Annotated in this window: 25 protein-coding genes, 1 tRNA gene and 1 riboswitch; of the genes, 16 read left to right on the top strand and 10 right to left on the bottom strand. The window is 64.7% G+C overall.

Annotation, left to right across the window (positions count from 1 at the left end; all coding sequences use genetic code 11):
• The first annotated feature begins 83 nt into the window (after nucleotides 1-83).
• From HUS23_05130 to hldE, 9 genes are all read left to right on the top strand, one after another.
• Entirely contained in the window at nucleotides 84-1,013 is a 930-nt protein-coding gene (locus HUS23_05130; protein ID QKT03232.1) for a branched-chain amino acid transaminase, read from the top strand.
• Nucleotides 1,014-1,043: 30 nt separating this feature from the next.
• Nucleotides 1,044-1,250: a zinc-finger domain-containing protein gene (locus HUS23_05125; GenBank protein ID QKT03231.1), complete on the top strand. Its 207-nt coding sequence runs from the start codon at nucleotides 1,044-1,046 to the stop codon at nucleotides 1,248-1,250.
• Between the two features lie 418 nt (nucleotides 1,251-1,668).
• Complete coding sequence (locus HUS23_05120) at nucleotides 1,669-2,895, top strand: O-antigen ligase family protein (protein QKT03230.1); 1,227 nt, start codon at nucleotides 1,669-1,671, stop codon at nucleotides 2,893-2,895.
• A 31-nt stretch (nucleotides 2,896-2,926) separates the two neighbouring features.
• Nucleotides 2,927-4,000: a glycosyltransferase family 4 protein gene (locus HUS23_05115; GenBank protein QKT03229.1), complete on the top strand. Its 1,074-nt coding sequence runs from the start codon at nucleotides 2,927-2,929 to the stop codon at nucleotides 3,998-4,000.
• An 86-nt stretch (nucleotides 4,001-4,086) separates the two neighbouring features.
• On the top strand, nucleotides 4,087-4,890 hold the full coding sequence (locus HUS23_05110; GenBank protein ID QKT03228.1) for a glycosyltransferase family 2 protein: 804 nt from the start codon (nucleotides 4,087-4,089) through the stop codon (nucleotides 4,888-4,890).
• Nucleotides 4,887-5,921, top strand: coding sequence for a CDP-glycerol glycerophosphotransferase family protein (locus HUS23_05105; GenBank protein ID QKT03227.1), 1,035 nt, complete (start codon nucleotides 4,887-4,889; stop codon nucleotides 5,919-5,921). The genes HUS23_05110 and HUS23_05105 overlap by 4 nt, the downstream gene beginning before the upstream one ends.
• Nucleotides 5,922-5,936: 15 nt before the next feature.
• A complete protein-coding gene (locus tag HUS23_05100; GenBank protein QKT03226.1) occupies nucleotides 5,937-6,884 on the top strand; it encodes a glycosyltransferase in 948 nt (315 codons plus the stop codon).
• Nucleotides 6,885-6,912: 28 nt separating this feature from the next.
• Nucleotides 6,913-7,905 (top strand): FkbM family methyltransferase, encoded by a 993-nt coding sequence (locus tag HUS23_05095; protein QKT03225.1) that lies wholly within the window; start codon nucleotides 6,913-6,915, stop codon nucleotides 7,903-7,905.
• Nucleotides 7,906-7,949: 44 nt separating this feature from the next.
• A complete protein-coding gene (hldE, locus tag HUS23_05090; protein QKT03224.1) occupies nucleotides 7,950-9,386 on the top strand; it encodes a bifunctional D-glycero-beta-D-manno-heptose-7-phosphate kinase/D-glycero-beta-D-manno-heptose 1-phosphate adenylyltransferase HldE in 1,437 nt (478 codons plus the stop codon).
• Nucleotides 9,387-9,532: 146 nt separating this feature from the next.
• Here the strand turns inward: hldE and HUS23_05085 are convergent, their stop codons facing one another.
• Nucleotides 9,533-10,747, bottom strand: a complete 1,215-nt coding sequence (locus tag HUS23_05085) for a glycosyltransferase family 4 protein (protein QKT03223.1) — start codon at nucleotides 10,745-10,747, stop codon at nucleotides 9,533-9,535.
• A 17-nt stretch (nucleotides 10,748-10,764) separates the two neighbouring features.
• The gene (locus HUS23_05080; GenBank protein ID QKT03222.1) at nucleotides 10,765-11,856 is read right to left on the bottom strand and encodes a glycosyltransferase family 9 protein; all 1,092 of its coding nucleotides are present in this window, start codon (nucleotides 11,854-11,856) and stop codon (nucleotides 10,765-10,767) included.
• On the opposite strand from HUS23_05080, the gene HUS23_05075 reads away from it, so the two are divergent.
• Complete coding sequence (locus HUS23_05075) at nucleotides 11,855-12,571, top strand: 3-deoxy-D-manno-octulosonic acid kinase (GenBank protein ID QKT03221.1); 717 nt, start codon at nucleotides 11,855-11,857, stop codon at nucleotides 12,569-12,571. The two genes, HUS23_05080 and HUS23_05075, sit on opposite strands and share 2 nt — an antisense overlap.
• Here HUS23_05075 and HUS23_05070 read toward each other — a convergent pair.
• Genes HUS23_05070 through HUS23_05050 form a run of 5 tightly spaced genes read right to left on the bottom strand, consistent with a single transcriptional unit; the run spans nucleotide 12,516 to nucleotide 17,008 of the window.
• Complete coding sequence (locus HUS23_05070) at nucleotides 12,516-13,766, bottom strand: 3-deoxy-D-manno-octulosonic acid transferase (protein QKT03220.1); 1,251 nt, start codon at nucleotides 13,764-13,766, stop codon at nucleotides 12,516-12,518. The genes HUS23_05075 and HUS23_05070 overlap by 56 nt on opposite strands.
• Before the next feature lies 1 nt (nucleotide 13,767).
• A complete protein-coding gene (locus HUS23_05065; GenBank protein ID QKT03219.1) occupies nucleotides 13,768-14,694 on the bottom strand; it encodes a lipid A biosynthesis acyltransferase in 927 nt (308 codons plus the stop codon).
• 5 nt (nucleotides 14,695-14,699) lie between these two features.
• A complete protein-coding gene (locus tag HUS23_05060) occupies nucleotides 14,700-15,998 on the bottom strand; it encodes a TolC family outer membrane protein (GenBank protein ID QKT03218.1) in 1,299 nt (432 codons plus the stop codon).
• An 18-nt stretch (nucleotides 15,999-16,016) separates the two neighbouring features.
• Entirely contained in the window at nucleotides 16,017-16,337 is a 321-nt protein-coding gene (locus HUS23_05055) for a sulfurtransferase (GenBank protein ID QKT03217.1), read from the bottom strand.
• Between the two features lie 8 nt (nucleotides 16,338-16,345).
• Complete coding sequence (locus tag HUS23_05050; protein ID QKT03216.1) at nucleotides 16,346-17,008, bottom strand: protein-L-isoaspartate O-methyltransferase; 663 nt, start codon at nucleotides 17,006-17,008, stop codon at nucleotides 16,346-16,348.
• 118 nt (nucleotides 17,009-17,126) lie between these two features.
• A riboswitch (TPP riboswitch) is annotated at nucleotides 17,127-17,226 on the top strand.
• A 70-nt stretch (nucleotides 17,227-17,296) separates the two neighbouring features.
• Between HUS23_05050 and thiC the strand changes: the two genes are divergently transcribed.
• The 3 genes from thiC to HUS23_05035 all read left to right on the top strand — a co-directional run bounded on the left by thiC (nucleotide 17,297) and on the right by HUS23_05035 (nucleotide 19,765).
• A complete protein-coding gene (gene thiC / locus HUS23_05045) occupies nucleotides 17,297-19,174 on the top strand; it encodes a phosphomethylpyrimidine synthase ThiC (protein QKT03215.1) in 1,878 nt (625 codons plus the stop codon).
• A gap of 154 nt (nucleotides 19,175-19,328) precedes the next feature.
• Nucleotides 19,329-19,405, top strand: a tRNA-Asp gene (locus HUS23_05040).
• A 24-nt stretch (nucleotides 19,406-19,429) separates the two neighbouring features.
• Nucleotides 19,430-19,765 (top strand): DUF3301 domain-containing protein, encoded by a 336-nt coding sequence (locus tag HUS23_05035; GenBank protein ID QKT03214.1) that lies wholly within the window; start codon nucleotides 19,430-19,432, stop codon nucleotides 19,763-19,765.
• A gap of 268 nt (nucleotides 19,766-20,033) precedes the next feature.
• Here the strand turns inward: HUS23_05035 and moaC are convergent, their stop codons facing one another.
• Nucleotides 20,034-20,516 (bottom strand): cyclic pyranopterin monophosphate synthase MoaC, encoded by a 483-nt coding sequence (gene moaC / locus HUS23_05030; protein QKT03213.1) that lies wholly within the window; start codon nucleotides 20,514-20,516, stop codon nucleotides 20,034-20,036.
• Between the two features lie 84 nt (nucleotides 20,517-20,600).
• On the opposite strand from moaC, the gene moaD reads away from it, so the two are divergent.
• The 3 genes from moaD to HUS23_05015 all read left to right on the top strand — a co-directional run bounded on the left by moaD (nucleotide 20,601) and on the right by HUS23_05015 (nucleotide 21,805).
• A complete protein-coding gene (gene moaD, locus HUS23_05025; protein ID QKT03212.1) occupies nucleotides 20,601-20,834 on the top strand; it encodes a molybdopterin converting factor subunit 1 in 234 nt (77 codons plus the stop codon).
• A 3-nt stretch (nucleotides 20,835-20,837) separates the two neighbouring features.
• Nucleotides 20,838-21,275 carry a molybdenum cofactor biosynthesis protein MoaE gene (locus tag HUS23_05020; GenBank protein QKT03211.1) on the top strand — a complete coding sequence of 146 codons (438 nt, stop codon included), beginning with the start codon at nucleotides 20,838-20,840 and terminating at the stop codon, nucleotides 21,273-21,275.
• A gap of 131 nt (nucleotides 21,276-21,406) precedes the next feature.
• A complete protein-coding gene (locus HUS23_05015) occupies nucleotides 21,407-21,805 on the top strand; it encodes a TraR/DksA C4-type zinc finger protein (GenBank protein QKT03210.1) in 399 nt (132 codons plus the stop codon).
• A 148-nt stretch (nucleotides 21,806-21,953) separates the two neighbouring features.
• Here the strand turns inward: HUS23_05015 and HUS23_05010 are convergent, their stop codons facing one another.
• A complete protein-coding gene (locus HUS23_05010; protein QKT03209.1) occupies nucleotides 21,954-22,496 on the bottom strand; it encodes a metallophosphoesterase family protein in 543 nt (180 codons plus the stop codon).
• The gene (gene ppa, locus HUS23_05005; GenBank protein ID QKT03208.1) at nucleotides 22,496-23,044 is read right to left on the bottom strand and encodes an inorganic diphosphatase; all 549 of its coding nucleotides are present in this window, start codon (nucleotides 23,042-23,044) and stop codon (nucleotides 22,496-22,498) included. The genes HUS23_05010 and ppa overlap by 1 nt, the downstream gene beginning before the upstream one ends.
• Nucleotides 23,045-23,069: the final 25 nt, after the last annotated feature.

The following is a 23,069-nucleotide window of genomic DNA, read 5'->3' as shown; positions in this document are numbered from 1 at the left end:
CAGCATCTTACCTCGATATTCCAGTGTCGCCCGGTGATCGCCAATTGATCCCCGGCGGCGATGCTGAAGGAGATTTCGCAGTGATGACGATGGACGACCGCGACGGCGTCATCTGGTATGACGGCCAGCTGGTTCCTTGGCGCGAAGCCAAGACCCACGTGCTGACGCACACCTTGCACTACGGCATGGGCGTGTTCGAGGGCGTGCGCGCCTACAAGACCCCGCGCGGCGCGGCGATCTTTCGGCTCAAGGAGCACACCGACCGGCTATTCCGTTCGGCCAAGATCCTGCGTATGGCGATGCCCTGGGATAAGGACACGCTGAACGCGGCGCAGTGCGAGGTGGTGCGCGAGAACGGCCTGGAGTCGGCCTACATCCGCCCCATGTGCTTCTACGGCTCGGAGGGCATGGGACTGCGCGCCGATAATCTCAAGGTGCACGTGATCGTCGCCGCCTGGTCGTGGGGCTCGTATCTGGGGGCGGAGGGGATCGAGAAGGGCATCCGCATTCGCACCTCCTCATACACGCGCCACCACGTCAATATCACCATGACCAAGGCCAAGGCCAACGGCAATTACATGAACTCCATGCTGGCGCTGCAGGAAGCGCTGGCCTGCGGCGCGGACGAAGCGCTGCTGCTCGATACCGAGGGCTTCGTGGCCGAAGGCAGCGGCGAGAACTTCTTCATGGTGCGCGACGGGGTGATCTACACGCCCGAGCTGACCTCCGCCCTGGACGGCATCACGCGCGATACGGTGATCCAGCTCGCGGCTGAGATCGGCGTGCCGGTGCGCGAGAAGCGCATCACCCGCGACGAGGTCTATATCGCCGACGAGGCCTTCTTCACCGGCACCGCCGCCGAAGTGACGCCGATCCGCGAGCTCGACGGGCGGGTGATCGGCGAGGGCGGGCGCGGCCCCATCACCGAGCGCCTGCAGACCTTGTACTTCGATCAGGTACATGGCCGCCGTCGCGAGCATCCCGAATGGCTCACCCTGGTGAGCGAAGGCTGAGCAGGTATTACCGACTGGAGGAAGCAGCCCGTGCCGAAGCTGTCCGAGAAGCCGCAGACCATCGAACCCAACGCCGCCAACCGCTACGAGGTGACGCGCGCCGACGTCCCGCTGCACTGCCCCATGGACGGCATGAGCCTGTGGAACTCCCACCCGCGCGTCTACCTCCCCATCGAAGAGACCGGTATGGCCAAGTGTCCGTACTGCGGGGCGGAGTATGTGTTGGTGGATCGGTAACATGGCATGGCAGTGGCCTCCCACGGTGTGCGATGCGCATTGCACGGCGGAGGCTCACCATCGGGATTTTGCTGCGCAAGCTATCGACCCATCCCTCACGTCTCGGTGCTAGCAGGACTTGTCGCGGTCAACGATCCGTTCGCCAGCGCGCGCCAGCGTCCAATCAAGCCACGCTCATCCGCATGCTGATACATACTCCAAGATGCCCCCTCGTCACGAGTGCGGTGACTGTCGGCGAACGCCCTTGGAGAGCGCGCGGGCGCCAGGACTCCAAGTTGTGTTAGGCGAACGGAGCGGAGTCGGGAGTGCCGCTGTCGTCCACTGGTTCGCCATCGCCGGACTCATTCTGCTGGCGCTGGGTTTGGGGAGCTCCAAGGCCGCCCAGAGCGCCGGTATGGTTCTGCTTGGAGGAGCATTCTTGTGGCAGCTTCCGCGCGCATGGCCGATCCTGCGTCGCGATCCACTCGCCCAGGTTCTCACACTATGGCTTTCCTACTTCGCGATCCGGGCGGCGGTCGCGGCATGGGAGTTCCCGGATCTTTTGGCCGAGCAGCTCGACGAGGTGCGCCGCATGGCGCGGATCCTGTTGGTGCTGGCGGTGGCGTGGTGGGTCAGCGGGCGCGTGGAGACGATGCTGCGTCTGCTCGCGGTGGCGCTCGTCGGGCTCCTGCTGGCGCTCGTCGCCTATGTGGAATGGAACAGCCTCGTCTCCTTGTTGGCGGGGCGCGCCCGCTTGTTGCTCGGCCAGAACGCCCAGCATATCGGCCTGTTCTTTGCCACTGCCATCGTTGGCTGGGTCGTTCTCGCGCCGCGCCTCTTGAGAGTCTCCGAGGCGCGGCTCGGCCGATGGGCGAGCATCGCATTCTGGCTCGCGACCTTCTTTCTGTTGGTTTCTGCCTTGTTGGCGACGCAGGTCCGGGCGGCGTGGCTCGCGATCCTATTCTGGGTCGCGTTCTACGTGTCCTACCAGATTTGGGTACGCCGACGGGGAATGGAGCGCCTGTCGGGTCTCCACGTGTTGGTGGTGGCCTTGGCGGTCGCCAGCGCGGTCGGGCTAGTGGCCTACCATTACGAGGGGGTTAGCGAGCGTTTCGCGCAGGAGAAGAGCGCGATAACGCAGCTGATCGCTGCCGGCCCTCAGGACGCGCCCCTTACCTCGTTTGGGATCCGTGTGCGGCTGTGGCATGTAGGTCTCGAGAAGTGGTCGGAGCGCAAATGGTTCGGCTGGGGTCCAGGTACGCCTCCCGAGCTGATCGCCGACAGTGGGCAGCCGAGACCGGTGTCGCAAATGGCCCAGTTTCACAACACGCCAATTGAGATGCTGGTGCGCGGCGGTTTAGTGGGACTGTTGTTGACGCTCGCCGTGCTCCTGGTTCTCGTGCGTCAGGTCCACGCGGCGTGGCGCTCAGGGAAACTGCCGGGTGATCTGGCGTTCTTCTTCGCCTCTGTCCTGTTGCTGTTCATCGTCGTCAATTTCGCCGAGGCCTATGTCGATCGACAGATCGGATGGATCTACTTCGCGTTCTTTGCCGGCTTGGCGTACAGCTTCCATCTGGCGCCGGCGACGCAGCCGGCCGACGTGACGGAGACGAACGGCCACTCCTCAATGCAACGGCAAACCCCGGGGCAGGTCTATGGAGACTAGCGCCGCCCGTTCGGCAATGCGAGTGTTGTTTGTGTTCACCCAGATCGATCGGGGTGAGTGCCATACCGTGCTTGGCTTGAAAGCCCGGGGTCTCGACTTCGAGGTCATCTGCGACCCACAAGCCGCGCGCCGGTCCATTTTGCGGGACGCCGGTATCGTGGTGCACGAACTGCCCCTGCAACACCGCTTCGACCGCACGGCAATCAACGCTCTGCGGCGCAGGCTGGAGAGCGGGGCATTCGATATTGTGCACGTGTTCACCAAGATCGCGCTCTCCAACACTTTGCGCGCAAGCAAGGGCATGCCGGTACGCATCGTGGCCTATCGCGGCATCGTCGGTAATCTCAGCTTCCTGGATCCGCTTTCCTGGGCGTCGTTTCTCAATCCTCGAGTGGATCGGATTATCTGCGTATGCGAGGCTATTCGGCGCTATTTCCTGAATATGCGCTTCCTGTGGCTGCGTGTTCCGCCGGAGAAGGTGGTTACGATCTACAAGGGCCACCGTCTGGAGTGGTACCAGCAGGAGGCTCAGCCCGATCTGGCAACGATCGGCATACCCAATGGCGCGCCCGTTATCGGATGCGTTGCCCGTATGCGTCCGCGCAAGGGCATCGATGTGCTGGTGCGTGCGTTCGACCGCCTTCCCGAGCAACTGGGCGCGCACCTCGTGCTGCTCGGCCGCGGACAGGACAAGACGATCGATCGTGCCATCGCCGCCAGTCCGCGCCGCGACCGAATTCATGTTCTTGGGTTTCGGCCCGAGGCGGCCGCGTTGGTGGGCGGGTTTGACGTTTTCGTTCTGCCTTCCCTGCGCCGCGAGGGTTTGCCGCGCGCGGTCATCGAGGCGATGGCGCAGGGGATCGCGCCGATCGTGACCGACTCGGGCGGCAGCCCGGAGCTGGTTCAAGATCGCGTGAGCGGTCGCGTGGTGCCGGCGGGTGACGAAGGGGCGCTGACCGAAGCCTTGGAAGAACTATTGCTCGACCGCGATAAGCGGCTGAAGTATGGCCGGGCGGCGCAGCGGCGCATTCGCGATGACTTCAATGTCGAGCGGACGGTGCACGAGACGATGCGCGTTTACCAAGAACTCATGGCGCAGGGCTGAGCGATGCCGCTCATCGATGCGTACTTTGATTGCATCGCGCTCCGTCATCACGGCAGAACGCCGCATATCCAGGAGTCTGCTGTCCGATGAACGAACGCCGCAGTACGCTGTCCGTGATCGTCATCTCCTTCAATGAGGAGGACCGCATCGACGCGTGCCTATCCTCGGTGGCGCCGGTCGCCGACGAGATCATCGTCGTCGACAGCGGAAGCGACGACCGCACGGTGGAGATCGCACGGCGCTACACCGACAAGGTCTACGTGACCGATTGGCCAGGTTATGGGCCCCAAAAGCAGCGTGCGCTGGACTATGCAACGGGCGACTGGGTGCTGTCCATCGACTGCGACGAGGCGCTTGATGCGAAGATGCAGGCCTCCATTCGCAAACTCCTTACGAATGATGCCGAGGAGGTGGCGTATCGCCTCCCTTGGGGCGTGACGATTTATGGCAAGCGCCTCGACTATGGTCGCAGTGCCCGAGCGCCGCTGCGCTTATTCCGCCGCGCGGCCGGGCGTTTCTCGCCCGACCAAGTCCACGAAAAGCTCATCGTGGCTCCCGGTAAGCTCGGGACCCTCGGCGGGCGCCTGCTTCACTACACGCATCGGGATTTCGGCCATGCATTGGACAAGGCGGCCAAGTACGCGTGGCTCGGCGCGCAGAAGAAGCACGCCGCAGGCAAACGAGGCGGCGGTCTGTTCCTGGCATCGCTGCGCGCGGCGTGGGTCTTCGTGCATATCTATGTGTTTCGGGGTGGGTTTCTGGATGGTCGGGTCGGCTACTTGATGGCGGTCATCTACAGCCAGGTAGAGTTCAATAAGTATGCCGGCTTGTGGGCCATCCGCCGCATGGAGCGCCTGGAACGTGCGAGCAGTAGGCGGAGAGGCGCATGAGCCGACGTTACCTCTTCTTTGTCCACCAGCCGTACTCGCTCGCCATCCTGCGCCCCTTGCAGGCAGCGATCCGCGCGCGCGGTGGCGAGTCGGCATGGTTTTTCCACGGCGCGGGTGCGGACCACCTCTTGCCCGACGAGCGCTACCTTGACAGCATCGAAGCAATCAAAGCCTTTCGGCCGGATGCGGTATTTGTGCCCGGCAACTGGGTTCCGGACTTCATTCCAGGATTGAAGGTGCAAGTGTTCCACGGCTTGGAGACCAAGAACCCGAAAGACCACTTTCGCATCCGCGGCCTGTTCGATCTCTACTGCACCCACGGCCCGTTCACCACCGAGCGCTTCCAAGCGCTGGCAGAGCGCCATAAGCACTTCTTCGTGGCTGAGACCGGTTGGCCCAAGATCGACCCGCTTTTTGCACCTGAAGACGCTGCGCAACCCTCGTACCGCCGCAGCAATCGTCCACGGATTCTGTATGCGTCGACGTTTACGCGTTCTTTGACCTCCGCGCCTTGGCTTGCGGATCAGATAGCGGCGCTTGCAGAAAGCGGGGATCTAGACTGGTTGGTTACGCTCCATCCGAAGATGGATCCGGAAGTAGTCGCGCGATACAAAGCGCTCGAGGGTCCTCATCTTCGGTACGTGGAAACGGATGACGTGCTGCCGCTTTTGAAGGTCGCCGACGTGATGGTTTCCGATACCTCGTCCATCGTGTTCGAGTTCTTGATGCTCGACAAGCCGGTGGTCACGCTCCGCAACATGAAGCCAGGGCCGCACTTGATCGATATACAAACACCCAGCGAATTGCCTACTGCGCTCGCGCGCGCGCTCCAGCCGGAAGAGGCGCGGCTGCGGGCTATCCGTGCCTTTTGCAACTATGTGCATCCTTACCGGGACGGACGCTCAAGCGAACGGATACTTGATGCCGTCGATCGCTCTCTCTCGACGCAGGCGAGCCTGCGGCATAAGCCACCCAATGTATGGCGCCGACTCCAGATGCGGGCGCGCTTCCGTTACTACAGGCTTCGCTAAGCGATACATCGCACCATGCACATCGTACACGTAGTGAACAAGAGGGTTCCGCCTACTGGTGCCGACGGCGGTGCTCCCCAATACGTAGCTTGGCTCGCGGAGGAGCAGGTACGGCAGGGGCACACCGTCTCGATCATAAGTCCAAGCGGCCACTCCGACGCCGGCTATCGTTATATCCCCAGTAGAAACCTGCTCAGCGGAGATAACCTTGTGCGGTTACTTCCTTCCGGATTGGATATCGTGCACCTTCATTTCTCCAATGAATCGCTTGATGCCGCCCTTCAGCGGTCTTGGGCGCCGTATGTCACACATGTCCATGGGAATCATTTAGGAAGCGAACGTCCGCTGCGTAACAGGATCTATGTATCCAAGAGCCATGCAGCTAACCACGGATCCGTCCACTTCGTATACAACGGCGTGCCTCTCGGCCAGTATAGCTACAACTCCACGAAGGATGATTCATTATTGTTTCTGAGCAAGGTACGTAGGCGTAATAAAGGGATAGATGCGGCAGTTCGTGTCGCGCGACATACGAGCTATCCGCTAGTGATCGCGGGGGGGCGACGGCTGGCGACACCCGCGACTTGGTTACCTGGGTATCCTGGCGTCCGTGCCGTGGGGGTTGTCTACGGCGCCCTCAAGATCAGGTTGCTGCAGAGCGCGAAGGCGCTGCTCTTCCCGATTCATTGGGATGAACCCTTCGGTCTCGTACTAATCGAGGCAATGGCGTGCGGGACACCCGTCATTGCGTTCAAGCGCGGCGCTGTAGAGGAGATCGTTGTTCATGGCCGCACCGGCTTTGTCTGCTCCGACGAGTTGGAGATGAGGGAAGCAGTAGAGGCACTTCCGACCATCAACCCGCATTACTGTCGCGAACATGTGGAGGCAAACTTCTCCATTGAGCGTACCTACGAAGGATGCATGGCTTATTATCGACGTGCGCAGGCTGGAGAAGTCTGGTGACATGGGCATGCATGGGGGAAAGCCTGAGATGGCGGAAAAGTTTATGGGTTCGCGGGGCTTCGGCGAACTGCTCAATGATGTAACGATCCAGGCACTGGATATCGGAGCCCGCGATGGATTCACGAGCGACTTGCTTCCTCTTGCGCGCGCCATTGAGGCACACGGGTTTGAGCCGGATGCTGAAGAATGCGCGCGCCTGAACAGAGTAAGGTCCAAGAAAGTTGCCCCTTGGAAAAGCCTCACCTTCCACCCTATTGCCCTAGGAAAGGAAGCGCAGGGCAGGATCCTGCACCTCTATAAGCAGCGCGGATGTTCGTCGCTGCTCGAGGCCGATCGGGACCTCGCGGCACGGTTCAGCCGCAGTGGCTACTATGAGGACGACGGCGAAGCGACACTGGACACGGTTGCATTGGACACGGCGGCGCAACGTCTCGGTTTCCAGGAGGCGTCTTACATCAAGATTGACGTCCAAGGCGCCGAGTTGGAAGTGTTCGAGACCGGTACCGATTTGTTGGATCGGAGCGTCCTCGCCGTGCGGGCGGAGGTGGAGTTTTTCGAGATCTACCACAACCAGCCGCTGTTTCACGACGTCAGCCTGTTCCTTCATTCGTACGGCTTCTATGCCATGGGGTTCATAGAATTGCATGCATGGCGCCGCACCACCAAGCGCAAGTATCCTGCAGTGACTCGCGGGTCGGTTCCTTACTCTAGAGGGCAGCTTTCACACGGTGATGTCCTATTCATGAAGGATCCTCGTGTGCTCGCCGATGCGGGAGAAGCGCGTGTGCCGCTGTTGCTTAAGGCGGCGCTACTGGCCATAGCCTATGGGTATGTCGATCACGCGCTTGCGCTGCTGTCGGAGCCTGATGCCGAACGCTATCTGAGGGAGCGCTATGGCGTAGATTCGAAGTCCGAGTTCGCGAGAATGTCCCGTGCCGTTGCGCGGAACGAACGTGGGCAGCAGTATCGTATAGCGGCGAAGGCAATTGGTCACGCCGTGCAAAACCTCCTTCGCATGTGATGATGCGCGAATCGCGCCACGATTGAATCCGGGGAATGTAGCCAATGACTATACATGTACCAGACTTTTCAACGGTGCGTGCCCTGGTAGTCGGCGATCTGATGCTCGACCGCTACTGGTACGGCGCTACTTCCCGAATTTCGCCAGAAGCGCCGGTTCCGGTCGTCCATATCAGTGAGGCAGAGGAGCGTGCCGGCGGTGCAGGCAATGTCGCGTTGAATATCGCGGCGTTAGGCGCGCAAGTTGCTCTTGCAGGACTGGTTGGCGACGACGACGCGGGACGCGCCCTTTGCAGAGCGTTGGAAGGGACCCAGGTCAAGATGGCCATCGCTGAGGTGCCTGGGTTGGCCACTATCACAAAGCTGCGCGTGCTAAGTCGCCACCAGCAGCTGATCCGACTCGACTTCGAGGACGGATTCCATCGGCGCAGCAGCGAACTCCTCGCCGGGATTGTCGAGGCCCAGCTTTCAGCGGTCGATGTGCTCGTGCTGTCAGACTACGCCAAAGGTACGCTCTGCGACGCGCAGGCATTCATTCGATTGGGCCGTGAGGCCGGCGTGCCCGTGCTGGTGGACCCTAAGGGGCTCGATTTCAGCCGTTACCGCGGGGCGACAATGCTTACCCCGAATCAGCATGAGTTCGAGCTGGTCGCAGGCCGCTGCGAGTACGAGAGCGACCTCGTCGGTCGTGGGATGGGCATGATTGAGGCGCTGGAGCTTGAGGCGTTACTCATTACCCGGGGCGAGCGGGGTATGACTCTGCTGCGCCGGAACGACGACCCGCTTCATTTTCCTGCCGAAGCCCGGGACGTGTATGACGTCACCGGGGCGGGGGACACCGTTATCGCAGTGTTGGCAGCCACGTTGGCTGCTGTAGGGGCACTGCCGGCCGCGAGCGCGCTGGCAAACCGGGCCGCGGGTATCGTCGTCGGCAAGTTGGGGGCGGCAACGGTTAGCCGCGAGGAACTCAAGGGCGATCACGACCCGCAGCTTCCCCAGGGCGTCATCGACGAGGACCGACTGGTGGAGCAAGTTCAAGCAGCGCGTGCTCGAGGGGAGCGGATAGTCATGACCAATGGATGCTTCGATATTCTGCATCCGGGGCACGTTCAGTACCTTGAGCAGGCCCGGCGGCTGGGTGACCGTCTGGTCGTGGCGGTCAACGATGATGCGTCGGTCCGACGCCTCAAGGGCGAGGGCCGCCCGATAAACAGCGGCGATGATCGGATGACGGTGCTTGCCGGCCTGCGCAGCGTGGATTGGGTCGTGCCTTTCTCGGAGGACACCCCCGAAAGGTTGATTTGCCGCATCAAGCCGCAGGTGCTTGTAAAGGGCGGCGACTACCGTCCTGATGAAGTGGCTGGAGGCGAATGCGTCTCCGCTGCCGGTGGCGACGTACGCATTCTCCGTTACCTTGAAGGCTGCTCTACCACCAGTATCATCGGCGCGATTCGCGATTTGCGGGGTGGCGGCGGGCGATAGGTTTCGCCTTTCATGCTCACATCATTGGTGACCGACCCCTTTGCTGGCGGTTCTTACGGAGGCCAGGAAGCCGCGCTCGATTCCATGGACCCCATGAAGATCCACCAAGTGCGGAAGTTGACGAAGCTAGGGCACGCCCCGTCCCATTAGAGAGATGCCACGGCACGGAATGCAGCGACGAGGTTTGAAGAGTAGCGCGCGAAATCCGAGCGTTCTGCAGCATGCTTCGACGCCGCGTCACTCATTTTGGCGAATAGTGTCGGGGAATCGATCAGCTTCATGACATAGTCTGCGAATGCCTCTGGGGCAGGTAGCCGTGGCTGCATCAGCCGGTCCTTTTCCGGATCATAAGTAAGCCTCTCGCCCAGCCAGCGCCCATCGCGGTATTCGGGGAACTCCGATGGACTGAGCGTCGCAGGAACGGTATAACCCGTTCGCCCCTCAAGGAGAGTCTCCGGCAGACCATCGATCCGACTCGTCAGCACTGGACATCCCCAAGCTTGGGCCTCCAGGCTTACCAAGCCGTATGCGTCGCCCAGTGAAGGGTAGAGAAAGATGTCGGACTCGGAGAAGAAACGGCCCATATCCCCTACGAGCCCAAGGAAACGCACCGCGTCGGAAATCCCTAGCTTCTTCGAGAGGTCGCGTAGCTGTTGCTCTTGAGGTCCCGTCCCAGCGATGCGCAGCTCGCACTGGACTCCACGTTTCCGGAGCTCGCTCAGGGTGCGAAGCGCCAAGCTAATACCCTTGAGCGACACGAGTCTTCCCGCAGTTCCGAGGACGAGGGGCCGATTCGGGTCGAGCGTCTTCCATGTCGGCTGGAAAGGCGCACTGGCGGGTAGCAGTGCGTTGAGCTGCACACGGATGGGTTGCCGAACGTTCCAGCGTAGTTCCAATACCCGTCGAGCTGCATGCGATACTGCAACGACCCCGTGCGCGAGGCCAAGTGCGCGCGCGGCCTGCTCTTCTTTGCGCAAACTCCAGGCAGCTCCGTGCTCAAAGTACACAACTCGCGCACCCAAAGAGCGTGCATGCCGCGCCGTATCTACGTCGCGCGCATGATTCCAGAGGACGACAACGTCGGGCCGAGCGCGCGCAAGTAGGCGGTTGAGTTGGAACTGCCGCAGGGACTTGGGGTGGGGAGGTATCTTTAATGGACCGAGTCGTTTGAAGTAGCGCAAGCGATTCACTGCGCCTCCCAACTCAGCGCCAAGCTGCGCGTGGGGATGATCGCCGATCACTCCATAGTGGCCATGCGTGCCCTCCTCGACCACTGCCTGTAAGAAACCCGCAAAGCTCCGCTGCACTCCGCCGAGGGTGTGCAGGTTGAGAACATGGCAAAAACGCGGCTTGCGCTGCATGTCAAGAGATGCTCCGTTCATCGGCTCATGTTAATGGGGGCGTTGCTGCTCGACATTACGCGCATTAGTGTGTCGGTGACGTCGGCGACTCGCACCGAGTTCACCGCCGCGGGGTCGCGCACGCGACGCCCCCATGCGATGTCTTCCACCCGCTTGCCGAACTCCGCCTGCACCGCTTCCGGGTACTTGTTTACCACCCACTCGCGGCTGAGGTAGGGGCCGGTGCGGTCGGGATTCGAGGTCACGTACAGGCCGATGACCGGCGTGCCGACGGCGGTGGCCATGTGCGCGGGGCCGGAGTCGGGCGAGACGAGTGCGGTCGCCCGTTCGAGCACGGCCAGCAGTTCCTTGAGGCTGGTCTGGCCGATCAGGTCGATGGGCGGCTGTTTGGCAAGGCGGCCGATGGCGGCGGCGTAGTCGCGCTCGAGGTCGGTGGGGCCGCCGGTCAGCACCACGCGCATGCCGAGCTTTTCCGCAGCATAGTCGGCCACCGCGGCATAGCCCTCGGCGCTCCAGTTGCGGAAGTTGCGTGCGCGCACACTGGAGCAGGGACTGATGATCAGGGTGGGCTGCGTGCCGGGCAGGTGTTGCTCGGCAAAGGCGCGCGCCGCGGGCGGAATCGGGAGGTCCCAGCGCAGTTCGCGCTCCGGCAGACCGAGTGCCTCCAGAAAGCCGAAGAACCCGTCCACCACGTGCTGGCGGGGCTGCCCAGCGATGCGCGCGTTGGTCACCCACGTGTGGCCGTCCTTGGCGCGTGCGCGATCGAAGCCCAGCCGCATCCGCGCCGGAATCATGAGGCCTGCGAGGTTGGCGCGCAGCGCCACCTGCATGTGCAGCAGCACATCGAAGCGCCGGTCGCGCAGGCGCCGACGCAGGGCGCGATAGGCGCGCCAGCCGGCGCGTTTGTCGAAGGTGATAAACTCCACGCCCGGGATGTCGCCGACCAGGCCCGCCTCCAGCTTGCCGACCACCCAGGTCAGGCGCGTCTCGGGCCAGAACTTTTGCAGCGTACGCACCACGGGCACGGCATTGCATACGTCGCCCAGCGCCGAGAGGCGTAGCAGACACAACGAGGTCGGCGGTGTGGTGAGTGGTAAGGAAGGACGCATGAAGCCCCGCTACCTCCAAGTCGAAAACGCGCACATCCTATACGACGCCGCGCGTCTTGAACACGCGGCGCCGTCGCTGTTCGAGCCCCACGCCTGGCAGGCCCAGGGCGGCGCCACCTCGGAGGCGCGCGGCCGGGGCAGCGTGAGCTTCGTGCGTGACGTCGAGCGCGTGTATGTGTTGCGTCACTACCGCCGCGGCGGGCTGTTCGGGCCGCTGCTCGGCGACCACTACTTGTGGACCGGGCTCGCGCGCACGCGCGCCTGGCGCGAATTCCAACTATTGGCCGAGATGTATCGGGCGGGCCTGCCGGTGCCGCGGCCCGTCGCGGCACAGGTGGTTCGCGCGGGGCTGCGTTACCGGGCGGACCTGTTGACCGAGGCGATCGCCGAGGCGCGCCCGCTGGCCGACCTCTGGCGCCTGGATGCCGTGCCCGACGAGGCCTGGCCCCGCATCGGCGCCTGTCTGCGCCGCTTCCACCGGTCGGGTATCTACCACGCCGATCTCAACGCGCATAACGTCCTGCTCGCCGGCGACCAGGTCTACGTGCTGGACTTCGACCGCGGGCGCCGGCGGCCACCCGGCGCGTGGCAGGCGCGTAATCTGCAACGCCTCCAGCGCTCGCTGCGCAAGCTTGCGCCCTCCGACGTCGAGGGGCGGCTCAGTCGGCCGTGGCAGGCCCTGCTGGCGGGTTATCGGGCGGACAGCGCGCCATGATCGCCTCGGCGTAGTCCTGCGCCACCTGCACCTGGCGGGCGCACCAAGCCGCCCCGCGCGCTCCGCGCGCCTCCCATACGTCCGGCGCGGCGTGGAGCGAGCGCAGGGCGGTCGCCAACGCCGCGTCGTCGGCGACCTCGAGCGCGGCATCGCTGGCGAGTAAGGCCCGTGCCTCGTCGGCGAAGTTGTCCATGTGGGGGCCGAACAACACGGGCCGCCCATACAACGCGGGTTCCAGTACGTTGTGTCCGCCGCGCGGGATCAGCGAACCGCCGACGAACACCGCGTGCGCATGCGCGAGGAACGGCGCGAGTTGGCCCACCACGTCGATCACGTACACCCGCGTATCCGCCTGCACCCGGTCGCCGCGGCTGTGCACTACAGGGCGTACCCCGAGCGCCTCGAGCCGGCGCAGGAGTTCCGGCACGCGCGGCGGGTGGCGCGGCGCGAGCACGAGCAACCAGTCGGCGTGCCAGGGCTGCGCGAGCCAAGCGCGCGTGAGGCGTAGTTCCTCGTCGTCGTGGGTGGACGCCGCGAGCAGGAACGGGCGCGGCAGCGGTGGCGCGGGCGGCGCCTGCGCCTCGGCGGCGAACTTGATGTTGCCGACGACCGTTACGCGCTCGGCGGGCGCGCCGAGCGAGCGGTAGGCCGCCGCGTCCTCCGCCGAGCGGGCCAGTACCGCGCTGACATGACCCAACGCCTCGGCGTACAGGCCGCGCAGCCACGGCCCGGCGCGCAGGGTGCGTGATGAGAGGCGGGCGTTGACGATCACGAGAGGGATCTCGCGGCGCGCGCACGCCCGATAGAGTTGGGGCCACAACTCGGTTTCCATGATGACGGCGCAGCGCGGGCGCGCGCGGCGCAGAAATCGCCGCACCGCGCCCCCTGTGTCAAGCGGAAGGTAGGCATGGGCGACCTGCGGCAGGGTACGCGCCACGGCGGCGCCGGTGGGCGTGGTGGTGGTGAGTGTCAGCCGCGCGTGGGGTGCCGCGCGCCGCAGGCCGCGCAGCAGCGGCGCGGCTGCCTTGACCTCGCCGACCGAGGCGGCATGGATCCAGTAGTCGGTCGGCAGGCGCGCGCCCCAGCCAAAACGCTGCGTGAGGTAGCGCAGCTCGCGCGCCCGCAGCGCGCTCCATGCCGTGTGACCCACCAGCAAGGGGAGCAGCAGCCACGTGAGCAGGCGGTAGCGGCGCACGTCACTTGCCGTACAGCGACGGCTGCCCCTCGGGGCGGGAGCGGAACCGTTTATGCACCCACAGGTACTGCGAGGGCCTGCGCTGGACCTGTCGCTCGATGGCGCGGTTGATCGCAGTGGCGTCGCGCACTGCGTCCATGCTGGGGAAGCCGTCGATGGGCGCCTCGATGCGCAGTCGGTAACGCCCCTGCGCCAACCGCTCCGAATAAAAGGGCAGCACCGGGGCGCCGGCCAGTTTTGCCAGTCGCGCGGGGGCATCGATGGTGGCGGTGGGCACGCCCATGAACGGCGCGAATACGGCCGAGCGCAGGCCGAAGTCCTGGTCGGGGGCCATCCACAGCGTTTTGCCCTGTTTCAGATGCCGCAGCATGCCGCGAAAATCCCGCCGCTCGAACAGGTCGTGGTAGTAGCGACGGCGGTAGTGCGCCATCAGGTGAGCCATGCACGGGTTGCGTGGTGGCTTGTACACCGGCGCGATGTCGGGGGCGTGGCGCATCATCAGGCGCCCGCTGAGCTCCAGCGTGGTGTAGTGCCCGCCGAGCAGTATCACGCCGCGCCCGCCCGCCCGGGCGGCGTCCAGGTGTTCCAGTCCGTCCACTTCATAGAGTTCGGCGAGGTGCGCGTCGCTGGCCCACCAGGCTAGGGCGCCTTCGAAGAGCGCACGCCCCGTGTCGCGAAAGGTCTCTCTAACCAGCGTGCGGCGTTCGGCGCGCGGGAGGGCGGGAAAGGCCGCCGCGATGTTCGCATCGGCGATGCGCCGGCGCGGGGGCAGCAACCAGCGGGTGAGGTCACCGAGGCGAGCGCCCAGGGCCATTTGCCAGCGGATGGGCAAACGGGTGCCGGCGCGCAGCAGGCCGAGCGTGGCCCGCAGCGGCCAGTGGCGGGGCGAGCCGCACGCGGCGGCAAGGTCCGTGGTGGCCTGCCCCATGGGCTTCAGCGTAGCCAGCGATCGAGTTGCTCGAGGTCCTCGGGCGCGAGCTGCCCGGCGGCGAGCTTCAGGCGCAGCCCGTCGAGTACGAACTGGTAGCGGGCTTGGGCGAGGTCGCGGCGCGCGCGAAACAGCTCCTGCTGCGCGTTAAGCACCTCGACCGCGGTGCGGGTGCCGACCTCGAAGCCGGCCTGCGTTGCTTCGAGGGCGGTCTCGTTGGAGACGACCGCCTGCTCGAGCGCATGCACTTGGCTGATGCCGGCCACCACATTGAGGTAGGCAGCGCGCGACTCACGCTCCAGTGCGCGCCGCTCTTGTTCTAGTTGTTCCTGTGCCGTCGCGAGCTGGTGGTGTGCCTGACGCACGGCGGCGGAGATCGCCCCGCCTTGGTAGAGCGGGACGTTCAGTTGAATGCCGACCAGCGTGGAACGCCGGTCGGTCGGGCTGGCGCCCGGTATCGTCAGCGCGCGATCGCTGTAGCTCTGTGTGCCGACCAAGTCCACGCGGGGCCGGTGCCCCGCGCCGCGCCGGTCGATCTCGGCCCGCGCGCTCGCGACTGCCTGTTCGAGCGCCGTGACGCGCGGATTGCGCGTACGTGCGGCGTCCACCCACTGGTCGGCCGCCTCGGCGGGGCGCTGCAGGGGCAGATCGGCCGCCAGCGGGGCGACCGGGTCCGGCTGCTCGCCGATGATCTCGCGCAGGGCCTCACGCGCCAGGGCAAGCTGATTCTCGGCGGCGATGACCTGCGCCTGTGCCAGATCGAATCGCGCGCGTGCTTCATGGACGTCGGTGATCGCCACCAAGCCCACCTCGAACCGCTCCTGCGCCTGCTCTAGCTGACGTTCGATGGCGCGCTGTTCGGCTTGGGCGAACTCGAGGGTGTCGCGCGCGGCCAGGATGCCGAAGTAGGCCTCGCTGACGCGCAGCATCAGGCTCTGATGGACGAGCTCCAGCTCCGCCTCGGAGCGTGCCACGCCCGCTTCGGCTTGATCGATGGCGGGCCGTACCGCCGCGTCGTAGAGCGGCTGCGCCAGGCGCAACTGGTAGCTGTAGCTGGTGAAGTCGGTGCTCTGGCCGCCGATGCTCTGCCAGGTTTGCCCGGCATCGGCGCCGAGATTGGCGTTGGGCAGGCGCCCGGCGCGCGCTTGCGGTAACCCCTCCTGAGCCGCATCGCGCGCAGCCGCGGCGGCGCGCACCTGCGGGTCCGCCTGCAGCGCCTTGTGATAGACGTCGAGCAGTGAGTCGCGGGCGTGCGCGGCGGGCAAAGTCAGTAGGCACAGCAGAGCAACGATCAGACGTGACATAGCAGCTCGCAATGGCGGTCAGTAGCGCGGCATGGCGGGATCGACCTCGCGTGCCCATGCGTCCACGCCGCCGGCCAGGTTGATGATGCGTTCAAAGCCGATATGTTCAAGATAGAACGCCACTTGCTGGCTGCGCACCCCGTGATGGCAGATCACCACGATCTCCTGCTTGGGGTCGAGCTGCTCGACCTGCGCGGGCAGGCGACCCATGGGCAGAAGCTGAGAGCCGGCGATGTGGGCGTGGTGGAACTCCCAGGGTTCGCGCACGTCGAGCAACAACGGGGCCGTCTCCGCCTCCTCGAGATACGCCTGCAGCTCCACCGGTGTCAGGTGGCGCATGGACGTCCTCAGAGGGTGAAACGGGGCGGTTGCGGCGCGTTGATCAGCGGCGTCAACTCCGTCTCGAACAAGGATTCATGCACCCACTCGTCTTCGGCAACCCGCGTGATGAGGCGCGCCTCCATCACCGGGGCGTCGCCGACGACGGCGAACAGCCGGCCGCCCAGCGCGAGATCGGACAGGAAGTCCTCCGGCGGCAGGGGCAGCGAGCCCGTGATGGCGATGACGTCGTACGGGGCATGGCGCGGCCAACCGCGCGCCGCGTCACCGACGTCCAACGACACATTGGTCGCGCCCTGTGCGCTCAACTTCTCCTGCGCCGCGGTCTTGAACTCGGGAATGATGTCGACGCTGTAGACGTGGCGCGCCAAGCGCGAGAGCAAATAGGTGACGAAGCCGCTACCGGTACCGACCTCCAGAACCGTCTCGTGCGGCTGCGGGTTCAGCGCCTGGAGCATGCGGGCTTCGAGCTTGGGCGGCATCATGACCTGATCGCGGCCCAGCGGGATGTTCATGTCGGCGAACGCCAGCTTGCGGTAGCGCTCGGGCACGAACGCCTCGCGCGGCGCTCCGGCGAGCAGGTCGAGCACACGCTGATCCAGCACCTCCCAGGTACGGATCTGCTGCTCGATCATGTTGAAGCGTGCCTGTTCGAGATTGGCTTCGATCATTGCGCGTTCTTCCGGCAAGCGTGGGAGAGCCGTCAAGGGTAAGGCGTTTGACCGGAGGTGGCAAGATGCTGCTGGGACCCCGCCTTGATAACGTGGCGCCTATCCTATAACTTTACCGATCCGCAGCTAGGGGTGCCCCGCGTCATGCGCCGGGCTGAGAGAGACCCTTCGAACCTGACCCGGCTCGTACCGGCGTAGGGAAGCGCATCTCCCCCTCTGTCTGCGCGCCATTGCGAATTCCGCCCCGTCGCCGACTGCGCGGCGCGGCCCCGACAGAGGACCAGGTCGATGAGCGCGATCCCCGAGGACGTCAACAAGAAGGTCAAGCTGGGCCGCGCGGCGGTGCAGCCCTTTCCGGCCTCGCGCAAGATCTACGTGGAGGGTTCCCGGCCGGACATCCGCGTGCCCATGCGCGAGGTGAGCCTGAGCGACACCCCGGCCGGCTTCGGCAGCGAGAAGAATCCTGCCGTCACGCTGTACGACACCTCGGGACCGTACAGCGATCCCGCGGTGGAGATCGACCTGCGCAAGGGCCTGCCGGCGGTGCGCGCGGCGTGGATCGAGGAGCGCGGCGACACCGAACTGCTCGACGCGCCGAGTTCCGAGTACGGCCGTGCGCGTGCCGCCGATCCCAAGCTTGCCGAGTTGCGCTTCGAGCACATCCGTACGCCTCGGCGCGCCAAACCCGGCGCCAACGTCACCCAGATGCACTACGCGCGGCGCGGCATCGTCACGCCCGAGATGGAGTACATCGCCATCCGCGAGAACCTGCGCCTGGAACTCGCGCGTGAGCAGGGGCTGCTGAACCAGCACCCCGGCCAGAATTTCGGCGCCAGCATCCCGGCCGTCATCACGCCCGAGTTCGTGCGCGATGAGGTGGCGCGCGGGCGCGCCATCATTCCCGCCAACATCAATCATCCGGAAATCGAGCCCATGATCATCGGGCGTAACTTCCTGGTGAAGATCAACGGCAACCTCGGTAATTCCGCGGTGAGCTCCTCCATCGAGGAGGAAGTGGACAAGATGACCTGGGGTATCCGCTGGGGCGCGGACACCATCATGGACCTGTCCACCGGCAAGAACATCCACGAGACGCGTGAGTGGATCATCCGCAACAGCCCGGTGCCGATCGGCACCGTGCCGATCTATCAGGCGCTCGAGAAGGTCAACGGCAAGGCCGAGGAGCTGACCTGGGAGATGTTTCGCGACACGCTCATCGAGCAGGCCGAGCAGGGCGTGGACTACTTCACGATTCACGCCGGTGTGCGCTTGGCCTACGTGCCGCTCACCGCCAAGCGCCTCACCGGCATCGTCTCGCGCGGCGGTTCCATCATGGCCAAGTGGTGCCTTGCGCATCACCAGGAGAATTTCCTCTACACGCACTTCGAGGAAATCTGCGAGATCATGAAGGCCTACGACGTGTCCTTCTCGCTGGGCGACGGACTGCGCCCCGGCTGCATCGCCGACGCCAACGACGCGGCACAGTTCGGCGAACTCGAGACCCTCGGCGAGCTGACCAAGATCGCCTGGAAGCATGACGTGCAGACCATGATCGAGGGCCCGGGTCACGTGCCCATGCACCTCATCAAGGAGAACATGGACAAGCAGCTCGCCGAGTGCGACGAGGCGCCGTTCTACACCCTCGGCCCGCTGACCACCGACATCGCGCCCGGCTACGACCACATCACCTCCGCGATCGGTGCGGCCATGATCGGTTGGTTCGGTACGGCAATGCTCTGTTACGTCACGCCCAAGGAACACCTCGGCCTGCCCAACAAGGACGACGTGAAGGAGGGCATCATCGCCTACAAGATCGCCGCCCATGCGGCGGACCTCGCCAAGGGTCACCCCGGCGCGCAGATCCGCGACAACGCGCTGTCCAAGGCGCGTTTCGAGTTCCGCTGGGAGGACCAGTTCAACTTGGGGCTTGATCCCGACCGCGCGCGCGAGTACCACGACGAGACCCTGCCCAAGGACTCGGCCAAGGTGGCGCACTTCTGCTCCATGTGCGGCCCGCATTTCTGTTCCATGAAGATCACGCAGGACGTGCGTGACTACGCCGCCAACAAGGGGCTCGCGGACGTGAAGATCGCGGTCGAGACCGGCATGAAGGAGAAGGCCGCGGAGTTCCGCGCGCAGGGCGCCGAGGTCTATAAGAAGGTCTGAGCGTCGCCGCCGGGGCGCGGGAAGGTCTGATTACGCCCCGCCCGGTTTTCTGTCAGAGCTTCCCTAGAAAGCACTGGCGTCCGCCGGCCCGCTCGCCTAGAATAGCGGGCTTCACCGGGCACGGCTCAACGAGGTTTCGGTGAAGCGCTACAGCGGAGCGGTAGTTCAGTTGGTTAGAATACCGGCCTGTCACGCCGGGGGTCGCGGGTTCGAGTCCCGTCCGCTCCGCCATTTTCCTCTCGTGTTTTCTCACCCATGAGCACCGCCTACTGGTGGCTACTGGCCTGCGCCGGTGCGGTGGCGTGGTGGGTGAGCGCCATGCGCCTGCACGAGCGCGCCGGTTATTTCGGTGCCCGCGCCTGCGACCGCCATCGCGTCCAACTCCTCGATCAAACCGTGCACCTGCGTAAGCTGGGGCTGGCGCGCGACGACGCGGGGCGGATGCGCGTGCGGCGCTACTACGCCTTCGAGTTCACCACCACCGGTGCTGACCGGCGCGGTGGCGTCATCGTGATGCTCGGTCCTCGGCTCGAGTACGTGCATCTCGAGTTGCCGGAGGGCGCGGTGCTGGGCGTGGAGGAGGAGGGGTAGGAGAGTGTCCGCGCCTAAGCAAGCCCCGATCGCCCCGCGGCACAGGGATGTGCCGCCGTGATCGACGGCGCAAGCCGTTGATCACGAAGCGGAGCGAAAACCACGCTTTTCGCTCCGCGTGGTCTGAGCCATCCAGGATGGATGGATTCAGACCTCTAACAGCCGCCGCCGTGAGCAACGGCGCCAGCCGTTGATCACGAATCAGAGCGGAAACTACGTTTTTCGCTTTGCGTGGTCTGAGCCATCCAGGATGGATGGATTCAGACTTCTAATAGCCCTCGCGGCGCCAATGCCCCGACTTGCCGCCCGCCTTCTCGACCAGGCGCACGTCGGTGATGGTCATGCCGCGGTCGACCGCCTTGCACATGTCGTAAATGGTGAGCAGCGTCACCTGCACCGCAGTGAGCGCTTCCATTTCCACGCCGGTCTGGCCCGCCGTCTCCACGCGCACGCGGCAGTCGATCGCCGGTGTATCACCCCGCGGCGTGAGGTCGATCTCCACGTGGGTGAGGGCGAGGGGATGGCACAGCGGAATGAGGTCGGCGGTCTTCTTGCTGGCCATGATCCCCGCCACCCGCGCGATACCGAGCACATCCCCTTTCTTGTGACCGCCCTCGGTGATGAGGCGCAGCGTCTCGGGCTGCATGTGGATGCTGCCCTCGGCGATCGCGATGCGGTGGGTGACGTCCTTGGCCCCGACGTCGACCATATGGGCCTCGCCGGACTGGTTGAAATGCGTCAGCTCGCTCATGGGGGCTCGTTGGTTGCAGGGGCGAACCATGATAGGCTGAAGCGTTACTGCCTGCAAACCAGTCTACCCTACGGAGTGTGCAAAATGGCCATTACGGTCAAGTACTTTGCGAGCATGCGGGAGCGCATCGGGCGCGCGGAAGACGCGCTCGACACGGATGGCTTGCATACCGTCGGCGAGGTGTGGGCGCGGGTGGCGCCGACCGAGGCGCTGCCGGGCAACGTGCTTATGGCGGTCAACCAGGAATACGCGGATCCGAGCCATCCGGTGCGTGACGGTGACGAGGTCGCGTTTTTTCCGCCAGTGACCGGAGGCTGACCAATGCCCGTCGCCATCCACGAAACACCGTTCGATCCCTGGCAGGCCGTGGCCGCGCACCAAGCCGCCGCGATACCCACCGGCAAGTACGGCGCAACGGCGGTGTTCGTCGGCACGATGCGCGACTTCAACGAAGGCGATGCGGTGCAGGCCATGCGGCTCGAGCACTATCCCGGCATGACCGAGAAGCATCTGGAGGCGATGTGCGCCGCCGCGCGCGAGCGCTGGCCTCTACTCGACACCCTCATCCTGCACCGGGTGGGCGAGATTCGTCCGCAGGACCCCATCGTGCTGGTGGCTGTCTGGTCGGCCCATCGCGCCGCGGCGTTCGAGGCCTCGCGCTTTCTCATGGAGGAGCTCAAGTCGCGGGCTCCCTTCTGGAAGAAGGAGTCCACCGGGGGCGGCGAGCGTTGGGTGGAGAAGAACACCCCCGGTTATTAAGGGCGTACGCGGACCCTCGACCCCTGGAGTATCCCCGCTCGGCCGCAGGTTGACCTGCCAGATTCCGCTATCTACTGTTGTGGGCACATCTCGGCGCAGGATGCGCGCCCACACGACGAGGAGCGGGAGACATGGCCAGCATCAAGCCCAGCCAGCTCAATGATTTCAAGGACCGTTTGACGCAGCGGCACGGCGAGCTGGTTGAGGCGATTCATGAGGAGCTGCAGCGCTCGGAAGACAAGGAACGCTTCCTGGAGCTTGCCGGCGGTGTGCACGATCCCGGCGAGGAGTCGGTGGCGGACCTGCTGGTCGACCTCAACCTGACCATTACCGAAGGTCATGTGCGGGACCTGGCCGAAATCGAGGATGCGCTGCGCCGCATCGACCAGGGTAGTTACGGCATCTGCATCGACTGCGGGATCGATATAGGCGTCGACCGCCTCGATGCCTATCCGAGCGCCGCGCGCTGCATCGACTGCCAGGCTAAGCGCGAGCGTTTGTACGCCCATGAGCAGAAGCCGACGCTGTGAGAAGGCCTGAATACATCCCTCCTGGATGTCTCAGGCCACGCAGATCGAAAAGCGTGGTTTTCGATCGGCTGCGTAATCCACGGCTTGGGATCCGCGGTCACGGCGTCGTCTCCCTGTGTCGGGAGAAGCACTGTGATCAGAGGCTCGCCTAGCTCAAGGCCTCCGCCGCGGCGCGTTCGGACTGCGGCACCGCACATACCTCGAAGCGCATCTGCGCAAGATCCCCCATGACGTAGGTCGGTGGTGCGCCGACCCCGCCTACGGTGCCGGGGTTCACCAGCCACGTCTGACCGCCTTTCACGGTCGCGACCCGCTCTACATTGGCGCGGTGGTCGTGACCGCAGCACACCAGATCCCAGTCGCCGGTGGTGGCCAGGGCTTGGGCGTAGTGCGGGTAGTGCACCAGGAATATGCGCCGCCCCGCCAGCGTGATGCCGGCATCTTGGCCGTGGTAATGGATCAGGCTCTCCGGGTCGTGCGCAAGGCGCGCCATGTGATACTGGTCGCCGACGTTGTTGCCGTGAATGACGTGCACCGGCAGGCCTTGGCGACGCAGGTCGCGCAGCGTGGTGGGTGCGACGACGTCACCGCAATGCAGCACCGCCTCCGCGCCGCGCTCGCGCGCGTCGGCGACGGCGGCCTCCAGCAGGTGACGGCGGTCGTGGCTGTCCGAAACGATACAAACGCGCATCAGAAGTGCGGTTTCTCCGGCGCGTCGTTATAGCGCTGGATGCTGTCCAAGATCTCCTGGCGAGCCGCCTCGGCGTCGGTCCAGCCTTCGATCTTGACCCACTTGTTCGGCTCCAGGTCCTTGTAGTGGGCGAAGAAGTGCTCGATCTGCTGCACCAGCACCGCCGACAGATCCTTGGGCGATTGGGCGTGGCTGTACAGCTTGCACAGCTTTTCGTTGGGCACCGCGATCACTTTCGCGTCGAAGCCGGCCTCATCGGTCATCTTGAGCATGCCGATCGGACGCACGCGAATGACGGAGCCGCTGATCAGTGGATGGGGCGTGACCACCAGCACATCGACCGGATCGCCATCGTCGGACAGGGTGTTGGGCACGTAACCGTAGTTGCACGGGTAGTACATGGCGGTGTTCAAGAAGCGGTCCACGAACATGGCGCCGGTTTCCTTGTCTACCTCGTACTTCACCGGGTCGCTGTGGGCCGGGATCTCGATGATCACATTGACTTCATCGGGAACCGCGCTGCCCGGGGTGACTCTGTCCAGATTCATGGATGAGGTGCCTCGTACTTCGGAA

This window comes from Ectothiorhodospiraceae bacterium 2226 (assembly GCA_013348725.1).
In the GTDB taxonomy this organism is placed as follows: Bacteria; Pseudomonadota; Gammaproteobacteria.
The sequence above is the reverse complement of the archived record's forward strand: the minus strand, read 5'-3'. Positions and strand labels throughout refer to the sequence as shown.